At 65.7% G+C, this 26,924-nt stretch carries 25 protein-coding genes and 1 tRNA gene; 17 read left to right on the top strand and 9 right to left on the bottom strand.

Translation table 11 applies throughout. From position 1 onward, the window contains the following. The first annotated feature begins 175 nt into the window (after positions 1 to 175). Together rnd and ACVCMC_RS06975 are read left to right on the top strand one after the other, a co-directional pair. Positions 176 to 1,333: a ribonuclease D gene (rnd, locus tag ACVCMC_RS06970; protein ID WP_447099157.1), complete on the top strand. Its 1,158-nt coding sequence runs from the start codon at positions 176 to 178 to the stop codon at positions 1,331 to 1,333. Between the two features lie 16 nt (positions 1,334 to 1,349). Continuing rightward, a tRNA-Pro gene (locus ACVCMC_RS06975) sits at positions 1,350 to 1,426 on the top strand. A gap of 367 nt (positions 1,427 to 1,793) precedes the next feature. On the opposite strand, the gene ACVCMC_RS06980 is transcribed toward ACVCMC_RS06975, so the two are convergent. Beyond that, a complete protein-coding gene (locus ACVCMC_RS06980) occupies positions 1,794 to 2,012 on the bottom strand; it encodes a hypothetical protein (RefSeq protein ID WP_447099158.1) in 219 nt (72 codons plus the stop codon). Positions 2,013 to 2,029: 17 nt separating this feature from the next. Next, positions 2,030 to 3,979, bottom strand: a complete 1,950-nt coding sequence (locus ACVCMC_RS06985; RefSeq protein WP_447099159.1) for a type IV secretory system conjugative DNA transfer family protein — start codon at positions 3,977 to 3,979, stop codon at positions 2,030 to 2,032. A 798-nt stretch (positions 3,980 to 4,777) separates the two neighbouring features. On the opposite strand from ACVCMC_RS06985, the gene ACVCMC_RS06990 reads away from it, so the two are divergent. From ACVCMC_RS06990 to ACVCMC_RS07060, 15 genes are all read left to right on the top strand, one after another. Beyond that, positions 4,778 to 5,245: a hypothetical protein gene (locus ACVCMC_RS06990; protein ID WP_447099160.1), complete on the top strand. Its 468-nt coding sequence runs from the start codon at positions 4,778 to 4,780 to the stop codon at positions 5,243 to 5,245. A 43-nt stretch (positions 5,246 to 5,288) separates the two neighbouring features. Next, complete coding sequence (locus ACVCMC_RS06995; RefSeq protein ID WP_447099161.1) at positions 5,289 to 6,146, top strand: virB8 family protein; 858 nt, start codon at positions 5,289 to 5,291, stop codon at positions 6,144 to 6,146. Further along, entirely contained in the window at positions 6,143 to 6,910 is a 768-nt protein-coding gene (locus ACVCMC_RS07000; RefSeq protein ID WP_395117707.1) for a TrbG/VirB9 family P-type conjugative transfer protein, read from the top strand. The genes ACVCMC_RS06995 and ACVCMC_RS07000 overlap by 4 nt, the downstream gene beginning before the upstream one ends. A gap of 53 nt (positions 6,911 to 6,963) precedes the next feature. After that, the gene (locus ACVCMC_RS07005) at positions 6,964 to 8,088 is read left to right on the top strand and encodes a TrbI/VirB10 family protein (RefSeq protein WP_447099467.1); all 1,125 of its coding nucleotides are present in this window, start codon (positions 6,964 to 6,966) and stop codon (positions 8,086 to 8,088) included. A gap of 28 nt (positions 8,089 to 8,116) precedes the next feature. Then, positions 8,117 to 9,148, top strand: coding sequence for a P-type DNA transfer ATPase VirB11 (gene virB11, locus ACVCMC_RS07010; protein WP_447099162.1), 1,032 nt, complete (start codon positions 8,117 to 8,119; stop codon positions 9,146 to 9,148). After that, positions 9,148 to 10,110 carry a transglycosylase SLT domain-containing protein gene (locus ACVCMC_RS07015; protein WP_447099163.1) on the top strand — a complete coding sequence of 321 codons (963 nt, stop codon included), beginning with the start codon at positions 9,148 to 9,150 and terminating at the stop codon, positions 10,108 to 10,110. Before virB11 ends, ACVCMC_RS07015 begins: the two co-directional genes overlap by 1 nt. A gap of 195 nt (positions 10,111 to 10,305) precedes the next feature. Then, complete coding sequence (locus ACVCMC_RS07020; protein WP_395121368.1) at positions 10,306 to 10,713, top strand: TrbC/VirB2 family protein; 408 nt, start codon at positions 10,306 to 10,308, stop codon at positions 10,711 to 10,713. Further along, complete coding sequence (locus ACVCMC_RS07025) at positions 10,706 to 11,014, top strand: type IV secretion system protein VirB3 (RefSeq protein ID WP_395117701.1); 309 nt, start codon at positions 10,706 to 10,708, stop codon at positions 11,012 to 11,014. The genes ACVCMC_RS07020 and ACVCMC_RS07025 overlap by 8 nt, the downstream gene beginning before the upstream one ends. 53 nt (positions 11,015 to 11,067) lie before the next feature. After that, positions 11,068 to 13,551: a VirB4 family type IV secretion/conjugal transfer ATPase gene (locus tag ACVCMC_RS07030; protein ID WP_447099164.1), complete on the top strand. Its 2,484-nt coding sequence runs from the start codon at positions 11,068 to 11,070 to the stop codon at positions 13,549 to 13,551. Positions 13,552 to 13,568: 17 nt separating this feature from the next. Further along, the gene (locus ACVCMC_RS07035; protein ID WP_447099165.1) at positions 13,569 to 14,348 is read left to right on the top strand and encodes a hypothetical protein; all 780 of its coding nucleotides are present in this window, start codon (positions 13,569 to 13,571) and stop codon (positions 14,346 to 14,348) included. Positions 14,349 to 14,415: 67 nt separating this feature from the next. After that, positions 14,416 to 15,501: a type IV secretion system protein gene (locus tag ACVCMC_RS07040; RefSeq protein ID WP_447099166.1), complete on the top strand. Its 1,086-nt coding sequence runs from the start codon at positions 14,416 to 14,418 to the stop codon at positions 15,499 to 15,501. Further along, positions 15,501 to 16,061: a DUF4189 domain-containing protein gene (locus ACVCMC_RS07045; RefSeq protein WP_447099167.1), complete on the top strand. Its 561-nt coding sequence runs from the start codon at positions 15,501 to 15,503 to the stop codon at positions 16,059 to 16,061. Before ACVCMC_RS07040 ends, ACVCMC_RS07045 begins: the two co-directional genes overlap by 1 nt. Then, positions 16,058 to 16,381 (top strand): hypothetical protein, encoded by a 324-nt coding sequence (locus ACVCMC_RS07050; RefSeq protein WP_447099168.1) that lies wholly within the window; start codon positions 16,058 to 16,060, stop codon positions 16,379 to 16,381. The genes ACVCMC_RS07045 and ACVCMC_RS07050 overlap by 4 nt, the downstream gene beginning before the upstream one ends. 50 nt (positions 16,382 to 16,431) lie before the next feature. Beyond that, complete coding sequence (locus ACVCMC_RS07055; RefSeq protein ID WP_447099169.1) at positions 16,432 to 16,917, top strand: hypothetical protein; 486 nt, start codon at positions 16,432 to 16,434, stop codon at positions 16,915 to 16,917. 71 nt (positions 16,918 to 16,988) lie between these two features. After that, on the top strand, positions 16,989 to 18,251 hold the full coding sequence (locus ACVCMC_RS07060) for an XVIPCD domain-containing protein (RefSeq protein WP_447099170.1): 1,263 nt from the start codon (positions 16,989 to 16,991) through the stop codon (positions 18,249 to 18,251). Between the two features lie 5 nt (positions 18,252 to 18,256). On the opposite strand, the gene ACVCMC_RS07065 is transcribed toward ACVCMC_RS07060, so the two are convergent. The 7 genes from ACVCMC_RS07065 to ACVCMC_RS07095 form a co-directional block, all read right to left on the bottom strand. Beyond that, a complete protein-coding gene (locus ACVCMC_RS07065) occupies positions 18,257 to 19,114 on the bottom strand; it encodes a ferritin-like domain-containing protein (protein ID WP_447099171.1) in 858 nt (285 codons plus the stop codon). Positions 19,115 to 19,201: 87 nt separating this feature from the next. Continuing rightward, entirely contained in the window at positions 19,202 to 20,677 is a 1,476-nt protein-coding gene (gene purF, locus ACVCMC_RS07070; protein ID WP_447099172.1) for an amidophosphoribosyltransferase, read from the bottom strand. Between the two features lie 30 nt (positions 20,678 to 20,707). Continuing rightward, positions 20,708 to 21,415: a CvpA family protein gene (locus ACVCMC_RS07075; RefSeq protein WP_447099173.1), complete on the bottom strand. Its 708-nt coding sequence runs from the start codon at positions 21,413 to 21,415 to the stop codon at positions 20,708 to 20,710. An 84-nt stretch (positions 21,416 to 21,499) separates the two neighbouring features. Further along, on the bottom strand, positions 21,500 to 22,528 hold the full coding sequence (locus ACVCMC_RS07080) for an SPOR domain-containing protein (RefSeq protein WP_447099174.1): 1,029 nt from the start codon (positions 22,526 to 22,528) through the stop codon (positions 21,500 to 21,502). A gap of 76 nt (positions 22,529 to 22,604) precedes the next feature. Continuing rightward, positions 22,605 to 23,879 (bottom strand): bifunctional tetrahydrofolate synthase/dihydrofolate synthase, encoded by a 1,275-nt coding sequence (gene folC, locus ACVCMC_RS07085; RefSeq protein ID WP_447099175.1) that lies wholly within the window; start codon positions 23,877 to 23,879, stop codon positions 22,605 to 22,607. A gap of 90 nt (positions 23,880 to 23,969) precedes the next feature. After that, complete coding sequence (locus tag ACVCMC_RS07090) at positions 23,970 to 26,501, bottom strand: heavy metal translocating P-type ATPase (RefSeq protein WP_447099176.1); 2,532 nt, start codon at positions 26,499 to 26,501, stop codon at positions 23,970 to 23,972. Further along, positions 26,498 to 26,923, bottom strand: coding sequence for a heavy metal-responsive transcriptional regulator (locus tag ACVCMC_RS07095; RefSeq protein WP_447099177.1), 426 nt, complete (start codon positions 26,921 to 26,923; stop codon positions 26,498 to 26,500). The genes ACVCMC_RS07090 and ACVCMC_RS07095 overlap by 4 nt, the downstream gene beginning before the upstream one ends. Between the last annotated feature and the right edge of the window lies 1 nt (position 26,924).

The raw sequence follows: 26,924 nt of genomic DNA on the forward strand, positions 1-26,924 counted from the left end.
TACGCGGCGGGCCGACGTTCGACGCGTGACTCCATTCTCGCCGATATGCCGGCGGAAGCGCGCGCCGCAAGCCGCACCTCGTCGCCGGATGACCCGTCCCGCCCAGGCTCTGCGTTCACCATAGGCACAAACCGCCGGCAGGGCAATCCGCGCCGGCGCCCTCGAAGGAGTCCCGATGTTGCTGTCCCAAACCGCCGCTGCCGACTGGATCGACCAAGCCGACGCATTGCAATCCTGGCTTGCTGCCCTGCCCGCGGACGCGGCCGTCGGCCTCGACACCGAATTCATGCGTCGCGACACGTTTCATCCGCAGCTGGCCCTGCTGCAATTGGGCTGGAACGGCCGTCACGCGCTGGTCGACCCGCTGGCCTTTCCGATCGGCGCTGCACTGCAACCGCTGCTGGGTGCGGGCAAAGCGGTGACCGTGATGCACAGCGCCAGCGAGGATCTCGAAGTGCTGGCGCCGCTGCTGCCGGCTGGCCCGCAGCAACTGTTCGACACGCAGATCGCGGCCGCCTTCGTGGGCATGGGCCTGGGCGTCAGCTATCGCGCGCTGGTGGCCGAGCTGGTCGGCGTGGACCTGGACAAGGGCGAAACCCGCTCGGACTGGATGCGCCGGCCGCTGACCGCCTCGCAATGCAGCTACGCCGCGCTGGACGTGGTGCATCTGAAGACCATCCACGAACAACTCGCCGAGCTCCTGCAGCAGCGCGGGCGCAGCGACTGGCACGCGCAGGATTGCGAGCGGCTGAAACGCCGGGTGCACCGAGAAAGCGACCCGCAGCCCCAGCGCGCCCTGCGCGCGGCGGCCGACTGGCGCCCGGAAGCGCAGGCCCGCCTGCGCCGACTGCTGCTCTGGCGCGACAGCTGCGCCCGCCGCCTCGACGTACCGCGCCCGTGGCTGCTGGACGACACCCTCGCCCTCAGCCTGGCGCAGCAACCGCCGGCCACGCTGGCCGAACTGGAGCAACGCGCCCGTGGCCAGCGCGCACTGCGCTCGGCCCAGCGCAGCGAGCTGTTCGAGGTGCTCGCGCCCGCCGTCACCCCGGCGGAGATCGACGCCACCGCCCGCATCCCCGGCCATCCGCAGGGCGCCGCCAAGCAGGCGCTGGCGGCGATGAAGCAGTCGGTCGACACGCTCGCCACCGAACTCGACCTGCCGCCCGGCCTGCTGTGTCCGCGCAAGGTGCTGGAGGAATACGTGGTCACCGCCGAATGGCCCGAATCCCTCGACGGCTGGCGCCACGACCTGCTGCACCCGCGCCTCGCCAGCCTGCTGCCCGACCGCCCCGCGACCAGCCGACCAGTTGCCAAGCCCTCGGCCGGCGATTAAGATACGCGGCTTCCCACGGGGTGTAGCTCAGCCTGGTAGAGCGCTACGTTCGGGACGTAGAAGTCGCAGGTTCAAATCCTGTCTCCCCGACCAAGAACAACGATCAAGGCCGCCTCAGGGCGGTCTTTTTCGTGGCCGTGGCGCATCGAAGGCTGCGTCATTATTGCGCCGGACCAGGCGCCATTCTCGGTCGACGGCTCCGCTCGCCTCAGCGCCACCGGGCAGCCCCGCCGGCCAGCTCAGCCCCGCGGCCGCACCTGGCCGGCAGGAAGCACACCTTGCGGGCTGTCGCGCACACCGCGAGCGAAGTTCGCACGAGTATCCCGACGTTCCTTGGCAGTTCGGGCCGTGCCCGAGTTCATGGGCGGAGAGGAACATCACGTCGTCGCGGTCGAACAGACGATCCACCAGCCCCAGCTTGGCCAGCGGCAGCCGAATCGCGTCTGTCTTTCCCTGATCGTCATACGCTCCGCCGGATCACCACCGGCGACGAAACGCCTGGATCGGGGCAAGAGCCCGAAACCCACTGCAACGGATTGCCGCCCACCGCATCCCGACGGTCCATGTTCCACGGCCGGGCCCCGGAAATGTCCTCGCCACGCCCGACGTTGCCTGACCCGCAACGACGCAGGCGCTCTCCGAACACCTTGCCGATACGTTCCGGCGTCATGTCGGCCATGCCCCGGCTCTGGCCGATCAAGGTCGGCAGCCGTTCGAAAGGGTACTTGGCCCGTGCTGCGCCTTGACGCCGATGGCGGGGACCGCCTGAACCGCCGCGCTGCTTTCCGCAGCGGCGGCGTTGGAAATGGATGGCGAAGCGCACGCCGCCAACGCCAAGCTGACGGCAGCCGCAATGGCCTGCCGGGTCTTGCCGGGCATGGGATGTTCTCCAGCCGCGGAGATCGGCCGCACGGCCACGGGCGGAACGATACGTTGCTTCAGTCGTCGATCCTTGAAGTACCAGTTCTTGCGGCACTTGATGGGGCGACAACCCTCGAGAAAGATGATCTCCTCGTCGTTTGGCAGCTCCTTCAACTCCTGCGGCAGCATCAGTGGGCGTCGCTCTTCCGTGTGGCTGTAGCTGGTGCCTTGCTTGCCGGTGCTGCGGGTGCGTCGCTTGACCGTGGTGTCACCAAGCATCTTGGAGTACTCCTCGGCATCGCGCTGCTCGCGCGGAGTGAACACGATGCTGGCGGCGTGGTTGGTGATGTAGGTGCGTGCCTCGTCCGCACCGTAGGTCGCGTCCAGCTGCGACAGGCTCTGGATGATCGACAGGTCACGAATGCCGTAACCGGCGGTGAGCGAGATCCGCTCGGACAACACATTGACCCGCCCCATCGCGGTGAACTCGTCCATCAGCAGCAGCATCTGGTATTTCAGCGCGGGATCATCCTGCGGAGTTTGCCGCAGGTTCTGTCCGATCACGGTGGAGAAAAAGATGTTGAGCAGCCGGCGCGCCTCGCCCAGCTTCTGCGGCGGAATCACCACATAGATGGTAACGGGGCGTCGACGCAGGACGTCCACGTCGAAATCGCAGGCATTGGTGGCTGCGGCCAGGATCGGGCTGAGGAACTGTTGCAGCGGCGCCTGGGTGGTGGCGATCACCGAGGCGAAGGTCTGTTCGGCCATGCCGGTCAGGCTGGTGAGGGCGGCTCGGGTGGTCGTGCTGACGAACGGTTCCTTGAGCCGCGCCTGCAGGAACGCCTTTAGCTCGCCGTCGTCGCCGGCGGAAAAGCGATAGATGCGCTCGAAGCTGGGGAAGGCGTCGTGCGTGTTGGGGTCGATGGGACAGCCGTCGGAACCGTGAAGATTCTGGCGAACCTTGTCGTCCCATGCCTCGAACAGGTACGAGCCAAATGCCACGAAGGCAGTGCGCGATTGCGACGTCCAGAACGGGTCCTGACCAGGCTCATCCGGATACAGGATCGCGCCGAGCGTCTGCAGTTCGCCCACGCGCACGCGCGGATCGGAGGACATCGCCATCAGCGGATTGAAGCGATGTGTACGGCCGTCCTCGGCATACGGCGCGAAGCGATAGATGGTTTGCCCGATGCCGGCGCGGTATCCGCTGGTGTGCTGGAACAACTCGCCCTTGAGATCCATGCAGACGATGGAATGCCGGTAAGTCAGCAGCACCGGAATCGCGATGGAGGTGGTCTTGCCGGTGCGCGTCGGCGCCGTCATGACGATGTGCCGCGTGCCGCCGAGATAAAGGTAATCACCGCCTGCCTTGCCGATGATGACGCCTTCGGGCGACGGCTTGAGCAGGCCGGCGCGAGCCAGGTCGCCGCGACCGGCAAAGCGCGCATCGCCATGGAAGGCCCTGGCGCGGGGCTTGAGGATCAACACCGCAACGATCGCCCACGACAGCAACGGCAAACCGAAACCGAGACCACCGGCCAACCGGATCTTGCCGGCAAACGGTTGCCAGTCCGGCTGGCCGAGTGCCTGCCAGTATTCGACATAGGTGGTGAAATGCAGCTGCGCCGGCTGCCGGAGCAGCCACAGCGTGAGCAGGCCGCCGAGATAGAGTCCAACGGTCAGCGCCAACAGCAGCAGCGCGACGACTCCCGCAACCCTGGTTCGCAAGACACCCATCTCCCCCTCCTTCCCTGGATACGTGAGGTCGACGATCTTCGACGTCATGCGGCAAAGGTGTCAAGGCCGCTGATGTTCACCCGCGTCGGTGCAGATCGTCACGGCACACATCATTTGGCCGTCCGTCTGCGTACCGCCAACAACTTTCTCAAGCCGCCCGTCGCGAAGCGGCGCCGCAGCTCTTCGACTGTCCGCGCGCCACAGCGGGGTGTAGGCGCATTCCGAAATCGAGACCGGCAAGAACCTCTCGCGTCGTAGGAGTCCTGCCGCCGCTCCCGGTGCCGCAAACCAGTGCACGGGCATTGCCGGCTTGCCGCATCAGGTTGATCGGAGAGGCGCAGGAAACAACATGAATCATGGGGTTTCAAGCACTTTTCCACAACGCAGAATATGTCTGTTCACCACGGCGCGATCGATGTGAAAGTGAGAGTGACTACGTCGGAACAAGTGCGAGTCAGATCACATGAGGCAGGAAATTTTCCTAGGCGGATTCGGTTGACGACTCGCGGCTTGCTCTCGATCATGGCGACCGTTCGATCAGGGAAATCGAGATCTCGCCAGGCGCGCAGCTGCTTCACGCAGCCGCGATCCACGCCTGGCACCCGAGAAGTACAAGTGTTGCGTACCCGGCATCGGACCGGGTACGCAACTGACTCACGACATTGGACTGTTGGTGTACTCGACATGGTTTGCAGGGGAACCGGGAGCAATCCCTTTCCGGATTCAAGACGACTGAACGCGCAGACCGGCAACGGTCCGGGCCTGGCGCCGGCTTGCCCGTCGAAACATCGGCGACACCTCGCTGGCCATGTCCGGCCAGCGTCCGCACTGATCTCCGGGGTTGAAGTGAAAGAAAAGATTTCCAACCGAACGGCGCTCGGCGGGCTGCTGCTCGCCACCACGCTCCTCGCTGCCTGTGGCACCCCGCCTGCGAAGGACTTCAGCGGCTCGTGGCGCCCGGTCAACCGGTATCGCTCCGAGCCCACCGAGATACCGTTGCATCCGCAGTACACCTTTTTCGCCGCGCCCATCGACGGCACGCTGAAGGCGATGCTCACGCGCTGGGCGACCGACACGAACCGCACGCTGCGCTACGAGCTGAACTACGACGTCACGTTGTACACGCCCGTGGCGACGATTCGCACCGCCGACCTGGAAGCCGCCGTCTCCAGGCTCAGCGGCATCTACGCCGCGCAGGGCGTCCAGGTCAGCATCGGGCCGGGCGAGATCGTCGTGCGCTCGACCAACCGCCCGTCGCCTTCCGTGCCGACAGCATCGAACGACAACTCCAAGACCGGAAACGCCCTGCCATGAATCCCAGGCATCCCGCCCTCGCCCCGCATGGGGTTCCTTGCTGATGGCAGGGAAGAAGACATCCGGCACCGCGATCGAACGCAGTGTGGCGCAATCGACCCGGTTCGAACTGACCATTTCCGAGCTGGCGCAACGCAGCGAGCGTCGAGCGTGGTGGGTGGCCTGGACAGCCGTTGCGCTGGTGCTGGTCCTCTCCGGCGGCTACTACTTCATGCTGCCGCTCAAGCAGAAAGTTCCCTATCTGGTAATGGCCGATGCCTACACCGGCACCGCCACGGTAGCGCGGCTGGACGGCGACTTCGCCATGCGCGGGATCACCACGCGCGAAGCGGTCAACCGCAGCAACGTGGCGCATTTCGTGCTGGCGCGCGAGTCGTACGACCTGGAGCTGGTCAACCTGCGCGACTGGAAGACGGTGCAGACGATGGCAGCAGCCGGCGTCAAGGCGCCCTACGTGCAGCTGTTCGCCAACAGCAATCCCGACAGCCTCATCAAGCAGTTCGGCAAGGACCAGGCGATCCGCATCAAGCTGCTGAGCATCCAGCTGGTCGGCGGCGGCCCCGGCAAGACGCCGCGCGGCGCCACCGTGCGGTTCCAGCGCAGCCTCTACAACAAGCAGAACGGGGCGACCCGTCCGCTGGACAACAAGATCGCCACCATCGCCTTCACCTACAAGCAGAACCTGGAGATGGACGATCAGAGCCGGGTCGAGAACCCGCTGGGCTTCTGGGTCACCAGCTACCGGGTGGACGACGACTACGCCACCGCGCCGCCGCCGGAGGTGTCCGTACCGCCGGTGATGACGCAGCCGGCACCGGCCATGGCCGCCACGCCCGCGCCTGCACCGACACCACCGGCTGCCGCTGCCACCGACACTCTCCCTGGAGCAGGTTCCCGATGAACCGAACAAGCATCTGGTGGCTCGGCGCCGCCCTGTGCACCACCGCTGCTGCCGCCCACTCGCAAGGCGCGGAGCAGGTGCTGACCCATTACGAGTACGCCGCCGACGCAATCTATCCGGTGCGCACCGGCCTGGGCATCACCACCCAGATCGAGTTGAGCCCGAGCGAGAAGATCCTCGACTACAGCACCGGCTTCAGCAGCGGCTGGGACCTCACGCGTCGGGAGAACGTGTTCTACCTGAAACCGCGGAACGTGGACGTGGACACCAACATGATGGTGCGCACTGCCACGCATTCGTACATCTTCGAACTGAAGGTGGTGGCAACGGACTGGAAAACCCTCGCCGAGGCGCGGCGCGACGGCGTGCAGTACAAGGTCACTTTCACCTACCCGGCCGACACCAGTTTCTCCCACGAGAAGAAGCAGCAGCTGCGGACACTCGCACAAAACAGCAGCCTGCTGCCCGGCCGCAGCTACAACTTCGACTACGACTACGCCACCAGGAGCAAGGCCGCCCCGTGGCTGGTGCCGGTCAACGCCTACGACGACGGCCGCTTCACCTATCTCAAGATGAGCGACCTCAAACAGTTCCCCAGCGGTGATTTCCCCGCCGTGTACATGCGCGAGCAGGCGCACGGTGAGGACTCGCTGGTGAACACCACTGTCGAGGGCGACACCATCATCGTCCACGGCACCTACAACTATCTGGTCATTCGCCACGGCAACGACGTCGTGGGCCTGCGCAGGAACACGCCCCAGTGAACAACCACCAGCATCCCGGCGACGAGCGCGCCGACGGCGAGCACGCCGGCGGCATGCACGAAAGCCGCGAGCCGCTCGTCGGCAATCCCTACGCCAGCCACATCCAGCGCGGCCACGAGCCTGACCTCGATGCCAACGTGCCGCAGCTGCGCGCGATCGAGCTGCGCCGGATGAACCGGCGGGCCTTGCTCCTGCTGGGCGCGGTGGTCCTGCTGCTGATGTTCGTCGCCTACTGGATGTTCACCAGCGCAGGCAGCCGCCGCGAGCAACCGAAACCGCGCGAAGAGAAAGTCACGGTCGCCGAGGCCCCGAGCACGCTGCGGGTGCCCCAGTTGCCGCCTTCCCCCACAGTGCACAGCCAGCCGCCGACGCCACCCATTCCGGTACTGCCCGCCAGCCCGGCGCCGCCGCTTCCCACCACGACCGTGCAGCCAGCAAGGGCGCATGACCCCACCCTGCTGCAACGGCGCATCGCCGCCAGCGGCGCGGAGATCCCGGACCCATCCGCCACGCAACGCATGCCCGATGGCGTCGATGCGCGGCTGCCCACCGGCGAGCAGACCGGCCCGACCAGCGCCCAGGCCCTGCCGCACGCCGACACTCTGATGCAGCGCGGCACCTATATCCGCTGCGTTCTCGAAACGCGCATCGTCTCCGACGTGCCCGGCTTCTCCACCTGCCTGGTCACGGAGCCGGTGTACTCATTCAATGGTCACACGCTGCTGCTGCCCAAGGGGTCGAAGCTGCTCGGTGCCTACAGCCACAAGCCGACCGGCAACCGCATGGAAGTGGTGTGGGATCGCATCATCACGCCCACCGGGATCGACGTGAACATGGCGAGCCCCGGCATGGACAACCTGGGCGGCGCCGGCCTGCCCGGCCATTACGACGCCCACTGGGGCCAGCGTGTCAGCTCGGCGCTGCTGATCAGCCTGCTCAGCGACGCGTTCAAATACGAAGCCGCCGAACATGGTCCGCGCAACAGCACCATCGGCAACGGCTTCGTCACCCAGACCCCATTCGAAAGCAATACCGCGCAAACCGCGCAGCAACTGGCCGACCAGGCCGTGCGTGAAGCGGCCAACCGTCGCCCCACGGTCACCATCAACCAGGGCACCGTCATCTACGTCTACGTCGCCAAGGACGTGGATTTCAGCGGCGTGGTTGCCCGCTTCTGAATGTCCTGATCCAACGACTACCGACGCCATGGACGACGTGAACGCACAGGTTTCCAGCGATTTCCTCGACTACCAGTACGAGGTGCTGGGTGTGCGTGAGCACATGGCCAGCGCCGAGGTCACCGAGATCTGCATCAACCGGCCCGGCGAGATCTACGTCGAAAACCGCCAGGGCTGGCAGCGCATCGAGGTGCCCTCGCTGACGTTCGAGCGCGCGCGGCAGTTCTGCACGGCGGTGATCAACGAGAGCAACACCGGCCAGCGCATTACCGACATCGACCCGGTCGTCTCGCTGACCTTTCCCACCGGGCAGCGCGCACAGCTCGTGATACCCCCCGCATGCGAGGCCGACCGCGTCTCGATCACCATCCGCCTTCCCTCGCGGCAGCGCCGGACCCTGGCGCAATACGAAAGCGACGGCTTCTTCGACAAGGTCGTGGAAGTGGACCACGGCCTCAGCGAGCTGGACAGCGAACTGCTGGAACTGCGCAGCGCGCGCAACTATGCGGAGTTCTTCCGCAAGGCCGTGCTGAACAAGAAGAACATCGTCGTCGCCGGCGCCACCGGCAGCGGCAAGACCACGTTCATGAAATCGCTGGTCAACCACATCCCCGACGACGAGCGCCTGGTCACGATCGAGGACGCGCGCGAGCTGTTCATCGACCAGCCCAACGTGGTGCACCTGCTGTACTCCAAGGGCGGCCAGAGCACCAGCCACGTCACCGCCAAGAGCTGCATGGAAGCATGCCTGCGCATGAAGCCCGACCGCATCATCCTGGCCGAGCTGCGTGGCGACGAGTCGTTCTACTTCATCCGCAACTGCGCCTCCGGCCATCCCGGCTCGATCACCAGCTGCCACGCCGGCAGCACCCGGCAAACCTGGGATCAGCTCGCGCTGATGGTCAAGGCATCCACCGAAGGCGCGGGTCTCGAGTTCAACACCATCAAGCGCCTGCTGAAGATGACCATCGACATCGTGGTGCACATCAGCGCGCACGCCGGCAGCCGCCACATCACCGGCATCGACTTCAACCCGCAACGTGAAGCGGCGGAATCCTGATGCTGCCCGGGATGGAAATGCTGGCCTGCCCCAACCTGGCCGTGTCGCCTCAGGTGATGCAGCACATCGTGCAGGTCGAATCCGGCGCCAATCCCTATGCGATCGGCGTCGTCGGCGGCAAGCTCGCGCGCCAGCCGCACAGCATGGAAGAGGCCCTGGCCACCGCACGCATGCTGGAGAGCCGTGGCTACAACTTCTCCGTTGGCATTGCCCAGGTCAACCGCGCCAACCTGGGCCACTACGGACTGGATTCCTACCGCAAGGCCTTCAGCGCGTGCGACAACCTGGCCGCGGGCGCGCAGATCCTCGCCCGCTGCCACGACAGCGCCCATGGCGACTGGGGCAAGGCCTTCAGCTGTTACTACTCCGGCAACTTCACCACCGGCTTCCGCGACGGCTACGTGCAGAAGGTATACGCCTCGATGAACCGCGTGGCCGAAGCCCGACTGGCGACCACGACACCCGTTCCCGAAGTCGCGGCCATTGCGCCGACACGCGCGCCACCCCCCGCAGAAATCGTCGCCGGCAGAAGCGCCGTACCGCCGCTGGTGGTCTATTCCGGTGACAACGCCAACTATCGGATCGCACTGCGCAGCGTGCCGATGGCAGCCGTCGCGAAGGAACCTGCATCACGGCCGAACCCGTTCACGCCACGCGATATCGGCGGCGAAGCTGCGTCCGCTGCGGCAGTCTCCACGGCGGGCTTGTCCGGCGCCAACGCAGACCCTGCCGTCCTGCCGCAGCACAGCGTTGCGCCCTCTTCACCCTCGACCGCCCCTGCCCGCCAGCCTGCCCCGCCCGGGCTCGCCGGCACGACCACCGGCGGCGTGTTCGAACCGCAGGTGCGCGGCCCCGGTGACCCGGCTGTGGCGTCAGCCGCGCCGGCTGCAGGCACATCCGCCCCACGGCACGACCGCGCCGACTTGCGCATGGAGCAGCGCGATGCCGCCTTTGTCTTCTGATGCCATCCGCAGGCGCAGCACCGTAGCGAGTCGTGCCATTAACACCATGCCCCGCCGCAATGGCGACGGCGCATCGCCCCCTTTCGCATCACCAACACCACCGCACAACTCTTCCGGCCGCATCCCGCGGCCAGCTCCCGGCAGTCATCCCGCGATGACCGCATTCCACCGCAACTCCCGACAAGGAACCCCGTGATGGCCAACACCTCCCTCGGCAACGAAAGCATCCTCACCTCCTCGCGCACGCGCTGGTTCACGTTCCTCTCTGTGGCCATGCTGCTGGCGTTGGTCCTGCCCAACCTCGCGCTCGCGCAGGATGCCACCGGCACGATTGATACCACCTGCAAGTTCGCCACCAACATCAACATGATCCTCAACGCGATCTCGGTCGTGGTGGTGACGATCGCCATCGTGTTCTCCGGTTACCAGATCGCCTTTGCCCACAAGCGCATCGGCGATGTCGCCCCGGTGCTTATCGGTGCGGTGCTGATCGGCGCGGCGGGCCAGATCGCAAAGATGTTCCTCGCCGGCAGCACGACCGACGCCGGCGCCACGCAGTGCACCGCCAGCGTGCTCGTCCACGCGCTCCACTTCTATGCATAAAAACGCGCTGTTTCGCGGTTGCACCCGCCCGCCCATGTTCATGGGCGTGCCTTACGTGCCGTTCTTCATGGCGGCGGGCGGGTGCTTTCTCGTGGCGGTGTACACCAACTTCCTCTACCTGTTGCTGCTGCCGCTGATCATCTTCGTGATGCGCCAGATGGCACGGCGCGACGAAATGATTTTTCGTCTGCTGGGGCTGCGCCTGCAGTTCCGTGCCCGGATGAGGAACATCGGCGGCAACGATGGCATGTGGGTGTTCACCCCCAACCACCATCGCGGCCAACACAACGACAAACAGTGATGTGACGCGAACGCCGCCGCCGTCGTGCCGCGGAGTTCGCCGGACCAGGACTCATGCCCAAGCCAAAACCCGTATTCATGCCGGACACGCCCATCGCCGAGTTCCTGCCCCTGTCGACGCACGTGTCACCGACCGTGCTCAAGAGCACGGGCGGCGATTTCCTGCTGGTGTGGCGCCTGGGCGGGCTGCCCTTCGTGGGGCGCGAGGAATGGGAGATCGAGCACCGCCACAACACCTTCAATCGGCTGCTGCAAACCCTGCGCGCGCCCGACTTCGTCAACGTGGCGTTCTGGGTCCACGACGTGCGCCGGCGCCGGCGCCTGGATGACTGTAGCCGCTTCGTGCAGCCCTTCAACCAGGATCTGTCCGATACCTATTACAAGGGCTTGTCCGCGCAAAAGCTGATGCAGAACGAGCTGTATCTGACTCTGATGTACCGCCCCATCGTCAGCGGCAGGCGCTTCGTGGAGAAGTCGGCCGATCTCGCCCGCCTGGAGTCCGAACAGCGCGACGCGGTGAACACCGTGCTCGAACTGGCCGGAAACCTGGAAGCCGTGCTGAAGGATTACGCACCCAGCCGACTGGGCATGTACGAAGCGGCCAACGGCGTCGTGTTCTCCGAGGCGCTGGAGTTGTACGGCTACCTGCTCAACCGCATCGACGAACCGGTGCCCGTGCTCAGCGCCCCCGTGTTCGACTACCTGCCGGTCAGCAAGCAGCGCTTCTCGGCCAAAACCGGCGACTACGTGATCACCACGCCCGACGGCATCAATCACTTCGGCGCCATCCTCAACATCAAGGAATACACCGACGGGACCTACCCGGGCATCCTCAACAGCCTGAAGTACCTCGATTTCGAATACGTCATCACCCATTCCTTCAGCCCCATGGGCCGGCAGGATGCACTCAAGGCGCTGGATCGCACCAAGGGCATGATGATCTCCTCCGGCGACAAGGCCTTCAGCCAGATCGCCGAGCTCGACCACGCCATGGATCAGCTCGCCTCCGGCAATTTCGTGCTGGGCGAGTACCACTTCTCCATGGCCATCTATGCCGCCAGCCAGGAAGCGCTGTCGCAGCAGATCGCCAGCACCCGTGCCGAGTTGTCGAACGCGGGATTCGTCTCGGTCAAGGAGGATCTGGCCGTCACCGCGGCGTTCTACGCCCAGTTCCCGGGCAACTGGAAATACCGCACGCGCCTGGCCAACGTCAGCTCACTCAATTTCCTCGGCCTGTCGCCGCTGCACAACTTCGCCACCGGCAAGAAGGAGAACAACCCCTGGGGCGACTGCGTCACCACCCTGCAGACCACCAACGGGCAGGCGTATCACTTCAATTTCCACGCCACCCATCCGGCGGAGAACTCGCTCGGCGAGAAGGCCATCGCCAACACCATGGTCATCGGCAAGTCCGGCACGGGCAAGACCGCGTTGATCAACTTCCTGCTGAGCCAGGTGCAGAAATTGCAGCCTTCGCCCACGATTTTCTTCTTCGACAAGGATCGCGGTGCCGAGATCTTCGTTCGCGCCTGCGGCGGCAACTACCTCGCACTGGAAAACGGCAAGCCCACCGGCTTCAACCCTTTCCACTGCGAACGCAACGAAACCAACGTGCAGTTCCTGGCCGATCTGGTAAAGGTGATGGCCGGCAAGAGCGTCTACAGCTCGCGCGAGGAAGAGGACATCTTCCGCGCCGTCGAGAACATGCTCGATACGCCCATGCATCTTCGCACGTTGACCAACTTCCAGAAGAGCCTGCCCAACATGGGCGACGACGGCCTGTTCATCCGCATGCGCAAGTGGACGGCAGGCAATTCGCTGGGTTGGGTATTCGACAACCCGGTCGACACCATCGACCTTGAGAAAGCCAACATCATCGGCTTCGACTACACCGAGCTGATCGACAATCCCGAAGCGCGAGTGCCGGTCATCAACTATCTGCTGCACAGGCTGGAGGCGCTGATCGACGGGCGCCCGCTGATCTACGTGATGGACGAATTCTGGAAGATCCTCGACGGCAAGGGCGGCCTCAAGGAGTTCGCAAAAAACAAGCAGAAGACGATCCGCAAGCAGAACGGCCTGGGCATCTTCGCCACGCAAAGCCCCGAGGACGCGCTGGCCAGCGACATCGCCGCGGCGCTGATCGAGCAGACCGCCACGATGATCCTGCTGCCCAACCCGAACGCCAGCCGCGAGGATTACGTCGACGGCTTGAAACTGACCGACGCCGAATACCAGGTCGTCGTGAGCCTGGACGAGCGTTCACGTTGTTTCCTGGTCAAGCAGGGCCACGCCAGCGCGGTGTGCCAGCTGAACCTGCGCGGCATGGACGATGCCCTCGCCGTCATTTCCGCATCCACCGACAACATCGAGATCATGCACGAGGTACTGCGTGAATGTGCTGCCGCCGAAGGCGTCACCGTTGACGAACTGCGCCCCGAACAGTGGCTCGAGCGCTTCTACGAAAACCGCAGGGGCAGCGGGAAGCAAAAGCCCAACCAACCAACCCCGCGCACACCACGCGCCGCCGTTCGCTGAACGTGGAGAACCACCCCATGCACAACACACTGTCCACCAAATCGCCTTCGCTCAAGAATCGGTTCGGGCATCGGCTGATGTTGGCAACAGCCATCGGCTGCGCCCTGCTCGCGGGAAGCGTCAGCGCCCAGGTCGTCGTCGTCGATCCCGGAAGCATCGCGGCGAACGAACAGAGTTTCGCAGCCCAGCTCGCCAAGACGATCGAGCAGTACGCGAAACAGATCCAGCAGTACGAAACCCAGCTTCAGCAATATCAGCAGTTGCTGTCCAGCATCCAGGGCCTCAGCAACGGCTTATCACTTGCTCCCAACAAGCTGCAACGCGTCACCAACACCGATTCACTGATCCAAGGCAAGTGTTCAAACACTTCCAGCCCGGCGGGCTTGGTCAGCGGTGTCATGAACAGCATGTCTTCGTTGATGACCCAGTCCATCACCCAGACTCAGCGGATGATCTGCGGCCAGATCGTCGCCACGCAGATCCACAAGTACAACACGACGGTCGACATGCTCAACAAACTCAATAACTACAGCAGTCAGTTCCATCAGGTGGAAAGCATCGTCAAGTCGATAAGCACCGTCGCTGATACCGGACGAGCTGCTACACAGGTGGAGAAGTACAACAGTGCGGTCACCACTGAAATGGGGAACTGGCAAGCGCAGATGAAGGCCGACGATGCCATCATTGAAACGCTGCAGAATCAGCAGTCCATCCTTGGGCACGTTGCATTGAACGGCAACAGCACCGTTCTGGGTAATGTTATCCAAGCCTCTACCTTCGCCGCGGCTTTCCACTGAGCCGCGCGTGGGATGTCGGCACTCGGGGCCTGAACCCACATCTTCACATTGACAGGGAACGGCCGCGATGGGCTTCGTATATTTCGCACTGATCTACAAATGGTTGAGCGATCGGATCGATACCTTCGGGATGAATCTGATGGCTACGTTCATGACGTGGGCCAGCGCCGTCGCACTGGTGCTTGTCACGTTGTGGATCATGATCCAGGGCTATCGCATGATCACCGGCCAGTCGCGTGAGTCGATGATGGCCTTGGTCATGAGCATGACTCGAGTGGCGATCATCGTGACCGTCGCCACCACCATGAGCATTTTTGGCACCAATCTGCTCTCGTTCTTCACCACCGAACTGAGCACCGGCATCAACCAGATGTTCACCGGTGACAACAGCACGGCTGCGCAAACCATCGATGAAAACCTTGCCTGGACCCAACTGGCGCTGGGTGCCATCGATACCGTGCAAGTTGCCCCTGGCGACACCGAAACCATCAATCAGAAGAATCACGCACTGCTGATCGCCGGCCTTGGTACCGCCAGTCCGCCGATGGCTGCTGCCGCCATGCTGTTGCTGTACAAGTTCGCGCTCGCCCTGTTCATCGGCCTGGGGCCGTTGTTCATCCTGTGCCTGATCTTCGAGCAGACCAAATCACTGTTCCAACGCTGGCTGCTCTACGGCATCGGCACCGTTTTTTCCATGGCTGTGCTCGCCTTCGTGAGCTCACTCGTACTGCAGTTGTCCTTGCGGGTCGCCGCGGCGCTGTGGAGCGCCAACATCATCAACACGATCACCGGCCAGGGCGCCGAGGGATTCTCCACCCAAGCCTTGGAACAAGGTGGCCTCGGCCTGCTGTTGACCGTGCTGATCATCTCCGTGCCCCCGATGGCAGCGATGTTCTTCCAAGGAACGCTGGGCAATTTTCTGACCTACTCAGCGTTCGGCACGGGCGCCTCAAGTCGACTGGGACCGCAGGGGCAGCCACCGGGAAGTTATGGACACGGAGCGTCATCGCCGACTTTCGGGCAAGAAAGCCTTGGTCAGCGACCTGCCGGCAGCCCGCTCAATAGTGCCAATGGCAGTGTCCGCGGCACCCTCTCACCGAGTTCAGGCGCAACTGACACCGTCAAGCATCAGCCGATCGGGAGAAGCTCGTAATGATATCGATTTCGTTCCGATGGCTACTGATCGTGTTGTTGCTTTTGATGGCCGGCGCTGTCCATGGCGAGGGCGGCTGTCCGCCAGGTTTCCAACCCTCCGGGGCGGCACCCAGTCCCCAGGCTCCAGTCGCTTGCAGACCAATCCAGAACTACGAATACCAACAGCAAGCGCCGCGTCCGCCGCCGCCCCGCTGGATTCACCTCTCGGGAGCCATTGCCCTGGATTCGGAAAAAGGAATCTTTGGAACAGTCGGCTCCATGGATAATCAAGCCATCGCCGAGAGCACCGCAATCATGGACTGCAGGGGAAATGGCGGCTCAAACTGCGAAATAATCCGTTCATACACGGACGCCTGCGCTGCGATAGTGACTGGCTATGGATGGTATGCCGTAACCATAGACGCAACTTCGAATGAAGCCATTCAATCCGGCATGGACATGTGTGCAAATGACAAAATCCGCGGCTGCCACGTCTACTACAGCGAATGCAGCCTGGCAATTGATGTTCAGAAACGCATGCTCTCAATACCAGTCCCATACAGCGGAGGTATGCCATGAAGTTGCCCATCTCTCTCGCCGCCTTGATGATCGGCGTCACTACCGCCTTCACTATTGCTCCCGCCCGCGCTCAAAGCGTCGACCCATGCGCGGTCTACACCTGCATGGCAGGCATGTCCGGTGAAGGTGCCACGGGTGGTGCGGCCTGCGCACCAGCTACTGCGTTCTTCTTCAGCCTGGTGGTATTCGATCCGTACTTCGACGCGCCGGCAACTTCCCAGTTGCGGCGTCAATACCTGATGACCTGCCCCGGCGCCAACGTCGCCACCAACGCCGCCATCCTGAACGCCATCATCGCCCAGTGGGGCACCGTGCCGTAGAGCACAACAAGCGTCTCCACTTGTGATTGACCTTTGAGGATCCGACAACCATGAAGCCCTTGCGCTCCCTGTCCCTGCTCATTTTCTGTGTCGCAGCGTCCGCTTGCCATTCTTCGCAGCAAGCCACTACTGGCGCAACAGCCGCGCCTGGACGAGCCACTGCGTCCGCAAAATCTGATGCAGAGGCATCCCTCGACAACGTGCACAAGGGCATGGCGTACGCCGACTTCCGCACCGCCCTGCTCGTCGATGGCTGGCGACCGGTAGTGGACCTGAAATGCAAGGCCAATGTGGTGGGTGGTGCCTACAAGGAGCTTTGCGCAAAAGGTTTGGACTCGTGCAAAGCCTGTGACGAGTTGCCCGAACTGGGCGCCTGCAGTGGCGATGCGGTCTGCCTGATGCACTTTCAGGATGCAGCGACCCATCGCCAGCTTGACGTGAGTACATACGGCGACCTCGGTGATCGAAACGTTCATGGCGTGGATTCACAACTGGGTGTGACGGGCTGGACTGTGTCGTCGACGGCGTTGCATTGATCGACTAGCGACGCAGAAGCAAGCCGCTCCTGTCGAGCTTGGGCACGAAGAAACCTCTCAGGGAGATTTCAATGAGCAATCCGTTGTTGGATTTGATCGTCCGTGGTGAGTCCGGTGCCGCTGGCTACAACGCCTACAACCGCGGCACTTACGTCGATCTGCATGGCGGCAAGCATATTCGCGGTCCAAGCGGCGCAATCGACTTTTCCAGCCTGACCGTGGGCCAGGTACATGATCTGCAACATCTTCGAGGCGACGACCCTCACCGGGTGTTCGCGGTCGGCAGGTATCAGGTGATTCCCTCCACCATGGACGGCGCGATCACCAAGCTGAACCTGGATCGCGATCTACCGTTCTCGACGGCCCTGCAGGATCGAATCTTCTCGGAGTATTTGATCGTCGACAAACGGCCAGCCATTCACGGATATGTCACCGGCCAACCGGGAATCACTTTGGAGGCCGCCCAGCGAAGTCTGGCGGCGGAATGGGCCAGTTTCGGTGATCCGGATCAAGGCGGCGCCAGCCATTATGGCGGCGCCAACCACGCCAGTATCACCCTGGCGCAATCGGCAAGCGCCCTGAACCAGATGCGGACCACGTATCAGGCCGACATCGCCTGCGGCTTCTCGCCGTCCGAAGCGTGGAAGCACGTCACCGCCAGCGATCACCAGCGCTCGTCCTCCGATGACGAATCACCGTCGAACCACCTGCGACGCCAAGGCAATCACGGTGATGCCGTGCGAACCTTGCAGAGCACACTGGCCGCCTTGGGTTACTGCGATGCTCACGGTCGCTCACTGAAATCCGACGGCGACTTTGGCTCGAACACCCATTCTGCGGTCGTGGCTTTCCAGCGCGAACATCACTTGGCAGTCGACGGCAAGGTCGGCCCGCGAACGCAACACGCGCTTGATCTGGCCTTGCGACAAAAGGATCGCGTCGCCACCACGTGGCTAGACGATCTGCGCCACCCGGATCACGCGCTGTACCAGCAGGCACTGGCAGGCGTGCACAGGATCGATGCGCAGCTCGGCCGACACTCTGACACGCGCAGCGAGAATCTTGCCGCCGCCATCGTTGTCGCCGCGCGCCGCCAAGGCCTGGGTCGCATCGACCAAGTGGTACTGTGCGAAGACGGTGAGCGTGCGTTCGTGCTGCAGAACGGATTGCCTGCGCGAATGGCCCACGTGCAAACCGCCGACGCGGTACACACGTCGATCATGGACAGCAGCGTCGCCTGGACGCAGGCGAACCAACAGGCGGCATGCCGAAGCGTGTCGGCACAAGCACAGGCTGTCCCCGTGTCCCCGGTTCCGCAAGCAATCGGACGTTGAGCCCGTTACGCCTGGTTGCGCGTTGCTGACCGATCGACCGGTTCGCGATGTTCGTGTGCTCCCGCCGCGAGACTGGCGAGCCTGTCCAGTTCTTGCGCCGTGAAGCCTGCCTCGATACGTGCCGGGCGATTGAACGGCCCGCGCAGGTCGACACCCATGTACTCGCGGATCAGGCCGAAGAAGGTTTCCACCGGGTCGATGCCGTCGCGCTCGCAGCAATGCAGATACCAGCGCGTGCCGGCGGCGACGTGGGCGACTTCTTCGCGCAGGATCACTTCGAGAATGGCCACCGTGGCTTCGTCGCCCAGCTGGCGCAGGCGCTCGATCATGCCCGGCGTCACATCCAGCCCGCGCGCTTCGAGCACGCGCGGCACCAGTGCCATGCGCGCGGTGTCGTTGTCGGCGGTTTTCTCGGCCATTTGCCACAGGCCGTCGTGGGCGTCGAAATCGCCGTAGGCGTGGCCCAGCTCGCCCAGCCGCGCGGACAGCATCGCGAAGTGACGCGCTTCGTCGTGGGCGCAGCTGGCCCAGTCGCGGTAATAGTCGTGCGGCTTGCCGCGGAAGCGGTAGACCGCGTCCCAGGCGAGGTTGATCGCGTTGAACTCGATGTGCGCCACCGCATGCACCAGGGCAATGCGGCCTTCGGCACTGCCCAGCCCGCGCTGCGGCAGCTGGCGCGCATTGACCAGCCGCGGCCGTTCGGGACGGCCGGGCGGGCCGATCGGTTCGGGCGCAGGCGATGACGCATCGGCCTGCAATTCGCCGCGCTCGAAGGCGCGCCACGTCTCACGCGTCAGACGCAACTTCTCGTCGGGCTCGCTGGCGTCAAGGCAGGCTTTGGCGGCGGCATGCAGATCGGACATGGGTTTCCCTGCAGGAGCGCACCCTGTGCGCGACGCTTTTCCCGAATCCCGGCAGAAAAGCATCGCGCACAAGTGCGCTCCTGCGGTTTACACGGCGCGCCGCGCAGCCTTGGCGTCGTCGGAGCGCAGCATCTGGATCTGTTCCAGGTACTGGTCGTCCAGGCCGGTGACGTATTCGCCGGAGAAACACGAGGTATCGAAGTGCTCGAGGTTCGCGTTGCCGTCGCGCACCGACCACTCGAGATCCTTGAGGTCCTGGTAGATCAGCCAGTCGGCGCCGAGCAGCTTCTCCACTTCCTGCTCGGCGCGACCGGCAGCGACCAGCTCGCTGGTCGAGGGCATGTCGATGCCGTACACGTTCGGGTAGCGCACCGGCGGAGCGGCGGAGGCGAAGTAGACGTTCTTCGCCCCGGCATCGCGCGCCATCTGGATGATCTGCTTCGAAGTGGTGCCGCGCACGATGGAATCATCCACCAGCAGCACGTTCTTCTTGTTGAACTCCAGGCCGATCGCATTGAGCTTGCGGCGCACCGATTTCACCCGCTCGCCCTGCCCCGGCATGATGAAGGTGCGGCCGATGTAGCGGTTCTTGACGAAGCCCTCGCGGAACGGCACGCCGAGCACGCCGGCCAGCGCGCTGGCGGCGGTGCGCGCAGTGTCGGGGATCGGGATCACCGCGTCGATGCCGTGGTCGGGGCGCTCGCGCAGGATTTTCTCGGCCAGCTTCTCGCCCATGCGCAGACGCGCCTTGTATACCGAGACGTCCTCGATCATCGAGTCCGGCCGCGCCAGGTAGACGTACTCGAAAATGCACGGCGTGTGCACCGCGCCCTCGGCGCACCGGCGGCTGTGCAACTGGCCCTGGTCGGTGATGATCACCGCCTCGCCCGGCATCACGTCGCGCAACCGCTTGAAACCCAGCACGTCCAGCGCCACCGATTCGGAGGCCACGGCGTACTCGTGCCCTTCGGCGGTAACGCGCTCGCCCAGCACCAGCGGGCGGATGCCGTGCGGGTCGCGGAACGCGACCAGGCCGTAACCCAGCAGCAGCGCGATGCAGGCGTAGCCGCCGCGGGCGCGGGCATGCACGCCGGCCACGGCCTTGAAGATGTGGTCGGGAGTCAGCTCCATGCGGTCCTGGATCTGCAGCTCGTGCGCGAGCACGTTGAGCAGCACCTCGGAATCGGAATCGGTGTTGATATGGCGACGGTCGCCTTCGAACATCTCGCGCCGCAGTGCGTCGGTATTGACCAGGTTGCCGTTGTGCGCGAAGGCGATGCCATACGGCGAATTGACGTACAGCGGCTGCGCCTCGGCCGAACCTTCCGAACCGGCCGTGGGATAGCGGCAATGGCCGATGCCGATACGCCCGCGCAACTCGCCCATCGCCCGCTGGCCGAACACGTCGCGCACCAGGCCGTTGCCCTTGTGCAGGCGCAGGCGCGAGCCCTCGACCGTGGCGATGCCGGCCGCGTCCTGGCCGCGATGCTGCAGCACCGTCAAGCCGTCATAAAGCGCCGACGCCACTTCCGTGGTACCGACGATGCCGATGATTCCGCACATGATGGATGGCCTGTTTCGGGAATGCTGATTCTATGGTTGCCGCGCGGGCGGCGGCGTGCTGGCGGCGCTGGCCGGCGCAGCGGGAGCGCCTTGCCGTCCGGAAATGGGGGCGTGCAGCCGCTCGCTCAAGCCGTCCACCCGCTTGAGCAGTTCGGCCGGAGCCACGCGCTCGAGCAGGCTCGGCGCTGTCGACGAGCCGGCCGGCCCGTGCGGCAGCACCGGCGCCGACTTGAGCTTGTCCAGCACTGCATCGGGATGCAGGTGATCGCCCACGCTGGCCGGGATGTTCTGCCCCAGCCACGCTGCGGCGCCCTGGAACTGCGGCAGCAGCACCGATTGTTGCCACCACGATTCGCGCGTCACCGCAGTAAGCCCCACCAGGAAAACCAGGATGGTGACCACCAGTGCGCCACGCACGAAACCGAACAACACGCCCAGCAGTCGATCGATACCGCTCAGGCCGGTGCTCCAGATCAGCCGTCGGGCGGCAAAGCGCACGAGCATGCCCAGCAACAGGATGCCGAAGAAGCAGATCGCGTAGCCGAGTCCGATCCGCGCCATGGGCAGCGAGATCGAATTCTGGAACAAGGCCGCCACATCCGGCCCGAACACCGCCGCCATCCAGAAGGCGGCGATCCAGGTGGCCAGCGACAACACCTCCGCCACCAGTCCGCGCATCAGGCCGATCAGCACCGACAGCGCAAGGATGGCCAGAATGATTCCGTCGAGCCAGTTCATCCGTTCAACCGGCTCGCGCGGACGCCGCGCCCGGCATATGACTGCGTCGCCGGCGTACCTTCATCACCGCGGCCGCGGTGTCGTTCAGGGCACCGAAACGACATTGCCGTCGATGCCCAGCTTGGCCTTGATCTGGTCGTGCACGCGCTGGGCATCGGCACGCTGGGTCTGCGGGCCGGCGCGCACGCGCCACAGGGTACGGCCACCGGACTGCACCGAGTCGACGAAACCGTCGAAGCCGGCCGCGCGCAACTTGTCGCGCAAGGCGGTCGCGTCGGCCTGGCTGCTCACCGCCGCCAGTTGCACCGCCCAGCCGCCGGCCCTGGCGGCATGGGTGGCCGTCGGCGTGGTGCTCGTGGACGTCCCCGCGGCATCGCCGTCCTGCTCCACCTTGGCCGGCACGCCGGGAATCGCCTGGGTGATCTTCAGGCGCGCCGCCTCGGCGGCCGTGCGCGTTTCGAATGGACCGGCGGTGACCAGCGTGCGCGACTGCCCGGCCCGCGTGATCACGCGGCCCGATACCGGGTAGCCCAATGCGCGCACCCGGCTCTGCAACTTTGCCGCGCCACTGGCGCTGGCGTAGGCGCTGAGGTTGATCGTGTAGCTGCCGTGTGCCGCAGCCGCCGCGACCGGTGCCAGCGCGGGTGCGGGCGTCGGCTCGGCCGGTTTGGCCGCCGGCCGGGTCGGCTCGCTGGCCGGCGCGGGTTTCGCTGCGACCGTGGCTTTCGGCATCGGCGCGGCACCCGTGTCGCGCTGCGGGATCACCGGTTGCGCCGGCGAGGTGCCGCTGCCAGTCGTCACCGTGGTCGGCGCGGGCGTCCGGCCTGCCTGGGGGTCGAGTTCCACGTCGCGCGGGCGGTTCGAGTCGATGGTGACCGTGGCGATGCGGTCGCCCGACGCCGCGGCGGTCGCCGCGCCGGCCGGCACGCTGGCGGCGGCGGACGGGTCGAGGCTCATCGTCCTGGTTTGCAGGTCGCGGTCGGGCGCAGGCGGAATGGCCAGGCTCACCGAGCGGTCACCGCCGGGGGTGGGCGGGCTGTCGGTGAAGAACATCGGCACAAAGATGACCGCCAACGCTATCAGGACGGCAGCTCCCAGCAGGCGTGTTTTCAAGTTTTCGCTCCCAGGCGGCGAACGCGATGCGCAATATGGCGATTATACCTGCCGGCGCCCGGCGCCATGCGGCGGCTCACGGCGCATGTTCAGCCATCACCGCGCTGGCGACGAAAAACGAGCCGAACGCCAGGATGCAGTCGCCCGGCTGCGTGGCCTGGCGTGCCGCAGCCAGCGCGGCAGCCACGTCGGGATGGGCGTCGAACGATGCTTGCGGCAAGGTGGCTTTCAGCTTCTCGGACAGCGCCGCCACGTCCATGCCACGCGGCGAAACCTGCTCCAGCCCGGCCAGATGCCAGTGCGCGATGCGCGCACCCAGCGCGCCGATCACCCCGGCCACGTCCTTGTCGGCCAGCGCACCATAGACGGCATGCACTGCGCCGTGCGCCGATGCGTCCAGCCACTCGGCCAGCGCCCGCGCGGCCTGCGGATTGTGGCCCACGTCCACGAACACCGGCGGCTCGCCGCCCAGCGCCTGCAGTCGCGCCGCGATCCGCACGTCGTGCAGGCCGGCGCTGGCCGCGGCGAACAGGGTGCTGGGCGAGAACGCCTCGTCGCCCAACGCATGCAACGCAGCGATCGCGGCGGCGGCGTTGGCGTGCTGCACCGGCGCGGCGAGATAGGGATCGGGCAACTCCATCGCACTGCCGTCGCGATGGCGCCAGCGCCAGCCGTCCTCGTGGCGCTCCACGCTGAAATCGATGCCGGCGCGCTCGACCTGCGCGCCACGTTCGGCCAGCGCTGCAAGCAGGCCATCGGGCGGATCGAGCTGGCCCACGATCGCCGGCCGACCGCGGCGCGCGATGCCGGCCTTCTCGCGGCCGATGCTGTCGCGGTCGGGGCCCAGCCACTCCATGTGGTCCAGATCCACGGTGGTGATCACGGCCACGTCCGCATCGATGATGTTGACCGCGTCGAGCCGGCCGCCCAGCCCCACCTCGAGCACCGCCACGTCGACACCGGCGCGGGCGAACAAGTCCACCGCCGCCAAGGCGCCGAACTCGAAATAGGTCAGCGGAATCTCCGCGCGCGCCGCCTCGATGCGTTCGAACGACTCGATCAGCGCGGCATCGGTGACCGGCACGCCCTCGATGCCGATGCGCTCGTTGTAGGCCAGCAGATGCGGCGAGGTGAAGGCGCCGACGTGCCAACCGGCCGCCTTCAGCATCGCCTCCAGCAGCGCCACGGTCGAACCCTTGCCGTTGGTGCCGGCCACGGTGATCACCCGCGGCGCCGGCCGCGGCGCGCCCATGCGCTGCCATACCTCGCGCACGCGATCGAGCCCCAGTTCGATGGTGTGCAGGTTGACGCGATCCTGATAGCTCAACCACTCGGCGAGGGTGCGGGGCATGAACGGGTTACTCGATGAACAGGCGAAGGGGTCGCCCATTGTCGCCGAACCCGGCGCAGGAACGCACCGATCAGACAGCCGGCACTGCCCTCACAATCCCGCGCCACGCAGCCGCAGCGCGTTGCTCACCACCGACACCGAGCTCAGGCTCATCGCCAGCGCGGCGATCATCGGCGACAAGGTGATGCCGAACCACGGATACAGCACGCCGGCCGCCAGCGGCACGCCGACGGCGTTGTAGACGAAGGCGAAGAACAGGTTCTGGTGGATGTTGCGCACGGTGGCCTGCGACAACCGGCGCGCGCGCACGATGGCGCCGAGCTCGCCCTTCACCAGCGTTATCTGCGCGCTCTCCATCGCCACGTCGGTGCCGCTGCCCATCGCGATGCCGACATCGGACGCGGCCAGTGCCGGCGCGTCGTTGATGCCGTCGCCGGCCATTGCCACGCGACGGCCTTCGGCGCGCAACGCGTTGACCACGGCGGCCTTGTCGGCGGGCGAAACGTCGGCATGCACCTCGTCGATGCCCAGCGTGCGCGCCACCGACTGCGCGGTGGTGGCGTTGTCGCCGGTGAGCATCACGATGCGCAGCCCGGCGGCATGCAGCGCCTGGATGGCGGCGGGCGTGTCCGGCTTGATGCGGTCGGCTACCGCCAGCAGCGCGGCGAGGGTGCCGTCGACGGCAAGGAACATTACGGTGGCGCCGTGCTGACGCAGTCGTTCCGCGCGGGCATTGGCGTCGGCGCTGATGGCGGCGCGCGACTCGTCCATCAGCCTGGCATTGCCCAGTGCCACCCTGCGGCCATCCACCGTCGCGCTGACGCCGCGGCCGGTCAGCGAGCGGAACTCCGTGGCCGCCGGTGCCGCCACGCCTTCGGCCTCGGCGGCAGTGACGATCGCGCGGGCCAGCGGATGCTCGCTCGGCCGCTCCAGTGCGGCGGCCAGCGCCAGCAGGTGTTCGCGCGGCTGGTTGCCGAGGACCACCAGTTCGGTCAGTGCCGGCTTGCCTTCGGTCAGCGTGCCGGTCTTGTCCACCACCAGGGTGTCGATGTCGCGCAGGGATTCGATCGCGCCGGCGTCCCTGAACAGCACGCCATGCTGCGCGCCACGCCCGCTGGCGACCATGATCGAGATCGGCGTGGCCAGGCCCAGCGCGCACGGACAGGCGATGATCAGCACCGACACCGCCGCGATCAGTGCATGCGTCAGGCGCGGTGCCGGCCCCACCATCGCCCAGATGGCGAACGCCAGCACGGCCGCCACGACCACCGCCGGCACGAACCACGCGGCGACCTTGTCGGCCACGCGCTGCAGCGGCGCGCGGCTGCGCTGCGCGGCCGCCACCAGCGCCACGATCTGCGCCAGCATGGTTTCGCCGCCGACCTTCTGCGCGCGCATGGTCAGCGCGCCATCCTGATTCACGGTGCCGCCGGTGAGCGCATCCTCCTTGGCCTTGACCACCGGCATCGGCTCGCCGGTGAGCATCGATTCGTCGACATGGCTCTCGCCCTCGATCACCACGCCATCGACCGGCACCTTCTCGCCGGGGCGCACGCGCAGCACGTCGCCGGCCTGCACTTGCTCCAGCGGGACGTCGGCCTCGCTGCCGTCGGCAGCGATCCGCCGCGCGGTTTTCGGCGCCAGCCCCAGCAGCGCCTTGAGCGCCGCGCCGGTGCGCCGCCGCGCGCGCAGCTCCAGGAAATCGCCCAGCGTGACGAGGGTGACGATCACCGCTGCCGATTCGAAATACACCGCAACACGACCATGCGCATCGCGGAACCCCGCCGGGAAAATCCCCGGCAGCAGGAACGCCACCGCGCTGTACAACCATGCCACGCCGGTGCCCAACGCGATCAGCGTGTACATGTTCGGCGACCACGGTTTCAGCGAGCGCCAGCCGCGCGCGAAGAACGGCGCGCCGCCCCACAGCACCACGACGCTGGCCAGCACCGCCTCGACCCACGCGGCCACGCGATCCCACGGCGCGGGCAGATGCCAGCCAAACAGATGCGGCCCCATCGCCAGCGCAAACACCGGCAGGGTCAGCGCCACCAGCCACCGGAAACGCCGCGTCATCGCCAGCAGCTCGCCGCCGTCGTCCTCGTCCAGCGAGGGCATCATCGGCTCCAGCGCCATGCCGCATTTCGGGCAAGAGCCGGGGCCGACCTGCTGCACTTCCGGGTGCATCGGGCAGGTGTAGATCGCGCCCGCAGGCGCGGCCGGCGCGGGTTTGCGTTCGCCCAGGTACGCGGCCGGGTCGGCCACGAACTTCTCGCGGCAGCGCGCGGAGCAGAAGTGATACGGATGGCCGTCGTGGTCGGCGCGGTGCTTCGCGGTGTGCGGGTCCACGCTCATGCCGCAGACCGGGTCCTTCGCCAGGTGTGCGCCATGCGCAGCCCCGTGTGAGGCGTGGTCATGATGGTGCGCCGCAGGCTGGGCCAGGTAACGCGCCGGTTCCGCCTCGAACCTGGCCTTGCAGCCGCCGCAGCAGAAATGGAAGGCCTGCCCGTCGTGCATCGACTGATGTTTCGACGTGGCCGGATCGACCGTCATGCCGCAAACCGGGTCAATCACCGCCGAAGGCGTGTCGTCGCCACCGTGGCAGCAGGCATGCGCGTTCATGGCGACACCTCCTCACCGCTGAGCGCGCGCAGGATCGGGCATTGCTCCGGCTTGCCGTGCCCCGGGCACGACGCCACCAGCTCCGCCAGGCCATCGCGCACCCGCTGCAGCTCGGCGATACGCTGCTCGATCGCCGCCAGCCGCTTCTGCGCACGCTGCTTCACCGCTTTCACCCCGCGCCGGCGATCTGCCGACAGCGCGAGCAGTTCGCGGATCTCTTCCAGCGTGAAGCCCAGATCCTTGGCACGGCGGATGAAGCGCAGCTGCGTCACCGCGCCCTCGCCGTAACTGCGATAGCCGGAGGCACGCCGCTGCGGCTCGGGCAACAACCCTTCGCGCTCGTAATAACGGATCGTGTCGATCGCCACGCCGACGCGCCTGGCGACGGCACCGATGGTCAGGGAGGAGGCTTGCGTGTTCATG

Source organism: Rhodanobacter sp. UC4452_H20 (assembly GCF_052978205.1).

What these genes read in the sequence shown, in the direction of transcription:
- rnd (WP_447099157.1), top strand. Translation starts at nt 176, where the DNA reads ATGTTGCTGTCCCAAACCGCCGCTGCCGACTGGATCGACCAAGCCGAC.
- ACVCMC_RS07005 (WP_447099467.1), top strand. Translation starts at nt 6,964, where the DNA reads ATGCACGAAAGCCGCGAGCCGCTCGTCGGCAATCCCTACGCCAGCCAC.
- ACVCMC_RS07060 (WP_447099170.1), top strand. Translation starts at nt 16,989, where the DNA reads ATGAGCAATCCGTTGTTGGATTTGATCGTCCGTGGTGAGTCCGGTGCC.
- ACVCMC_RS07055 (WP_447099169.1), top strand. Translation starts at nt 16,432, where the DNA reads ATGAAGCCCTTGCGCTCCCTGTCCCTGCTCATTTTCTGTGTCGCAGCG.
- ACVCMC_RS07040 (WP_447099166.1), top strand. Translation starts at nt 14,416, where the DNA reads ATGGGCTTCGTATATTTCGCACTGATCTACAAATGGTTGAGCGATCGG.
- ACVCMC_RS07050 (WP_447099168.1), top strand. Translation starts at nt 16,058, where the DNA reads ATGAAGTTGCCCATCTCTCTCGCCGCCTTGATGATCGGCGTCACTACC.
- ACVCMC_RS06985 (WP_447099159.1), bottom strand. Translation starts at nt 3,979, where the DNA reads ATGACGTCGAAGATCGTCGACCTCACGTATCCAGGGAAGGAGGGGGAG.
- ACVCMC_RS07030 (WP_447099164.1), top strand. Translation starts at nt 11,068, where the DNA reads ATGCCCAAGCCAAAACCCGTATTCATGCCGGACACGCCCATCGCCGAG.
- ACVCMC_RS07045 (WP_447099167.1), top strand. Translation starts at nt 15,501, where the DNA reads ATGATATCGATTTCGTTCCGATGGCTACTGATCGTGTTGTTGCTTTTG.
- ACVCMC_RS07090 (WP_447099176.1), bottom strand. Translation starts at nt 26,501, where the DNA reads ATGAACGCGCATGCCTGCTGCCACGGTGGCGACGACACGCCTTCGGCG.
- ACVCMC_RS07075 (WP_447099173.1), bottom strand. Translation starts at nt 21,415, where the DNA reads ATGAACTGGCTCGACGGAATCATTCTGGCCATCCTTGCGCTGTCGGTG.
- ACVCMC_RS06995 (WP_447099161.1), top strand. Translation starts at nt 5,289, where the DNA reads ATGGCAGGGAAGAAGACATCCGGCACCGCGATCGAACGCAGTGTGGCG.
- ACVCMC_RS06980 (WP_447099158.1), bottom strand. Translation starts at nt 2,012, where the DNA reads ATGGCCGACATGACGCCGGAACGTATCGGCAAGGTGTTCGGAGAGCGC.
- ACVCMC_RS07015 (WP_447099163.1), top strand. Translation starts at nt 9,148, where the DNA reads ATGCTGCCCGGGATGGAAATGCTGGCCTGCCCCAACCTGGCCGTGTCG.
- ACVCMC_RS07065 (WP_447099171.1), bottom strand. Translation starts at nt 19,114, where the DNA reads ATGTCCGATCTGCATGCCGCCGCCAAAGCCTGCCTTGACGCCAGCGAG.
- ACVCMC_RS07035 (WP_447099165.1), top strand. Translation starts at nt 13,569, where the DNA reads ATGCACAACACACTGTCCACCAAATCGCCTTCGCTCAAGAATCGGTTC.
- ACVCMC_RS07020 (WP_395121368.1), top strand. Translation starts at nt 10,306, where the DNA reads ATGGCCAACACCTCCCTCGGCAACGAAAGCATCCTCACCTCCTCGCGC.
- ACVCMC_RS07025 (WP_395117701.1), top strand. Translation starts at nt 10,706, where the DNA reads ATGCATAAAAACGCGCTGTTTCGCGGTTGCACCCGCCCGCCCATGTTC.
- folC (WP_447099175.1), bottom strand. Translation starts at nt 23,879, where the DNA reads ATGCCCCGCACCCTCGCCGAGTGGTTGAGCTATCAGGATCGCGTCAAC.
- virB11 (WP_447099162.1), top strand. Translation starts at nt 8,117, where the DNA reads ATGGACGACGTGAACGCACAGGTTTCCAGCGATTTCCTCGACTACCAG.
- ACVCMC_RS07095 (WP_447099177.1), bottom strand. Translation starts at nt 26,923, where the DNA reads ATGAACACGCAAGCCTCCTCCCTGACCATCGGTGCCGTCGCCAGGCGC.
- purF (WP_447099172.1), bottom strand. Translation starts at nt 20,677, where the DNA reads ATGTGCGGAATCATCGGCATCGTCGGTACCACGGAAGTGGCGTCGGCG.
- ACVCMC_RS07000 (WP_395117707.1), top strand. Translation starts at nt 6,143, where the DNA reads ATGAACCGAACAAGCATCTGGTGGCTCGGCGCCGCCCTGTGCACCACC.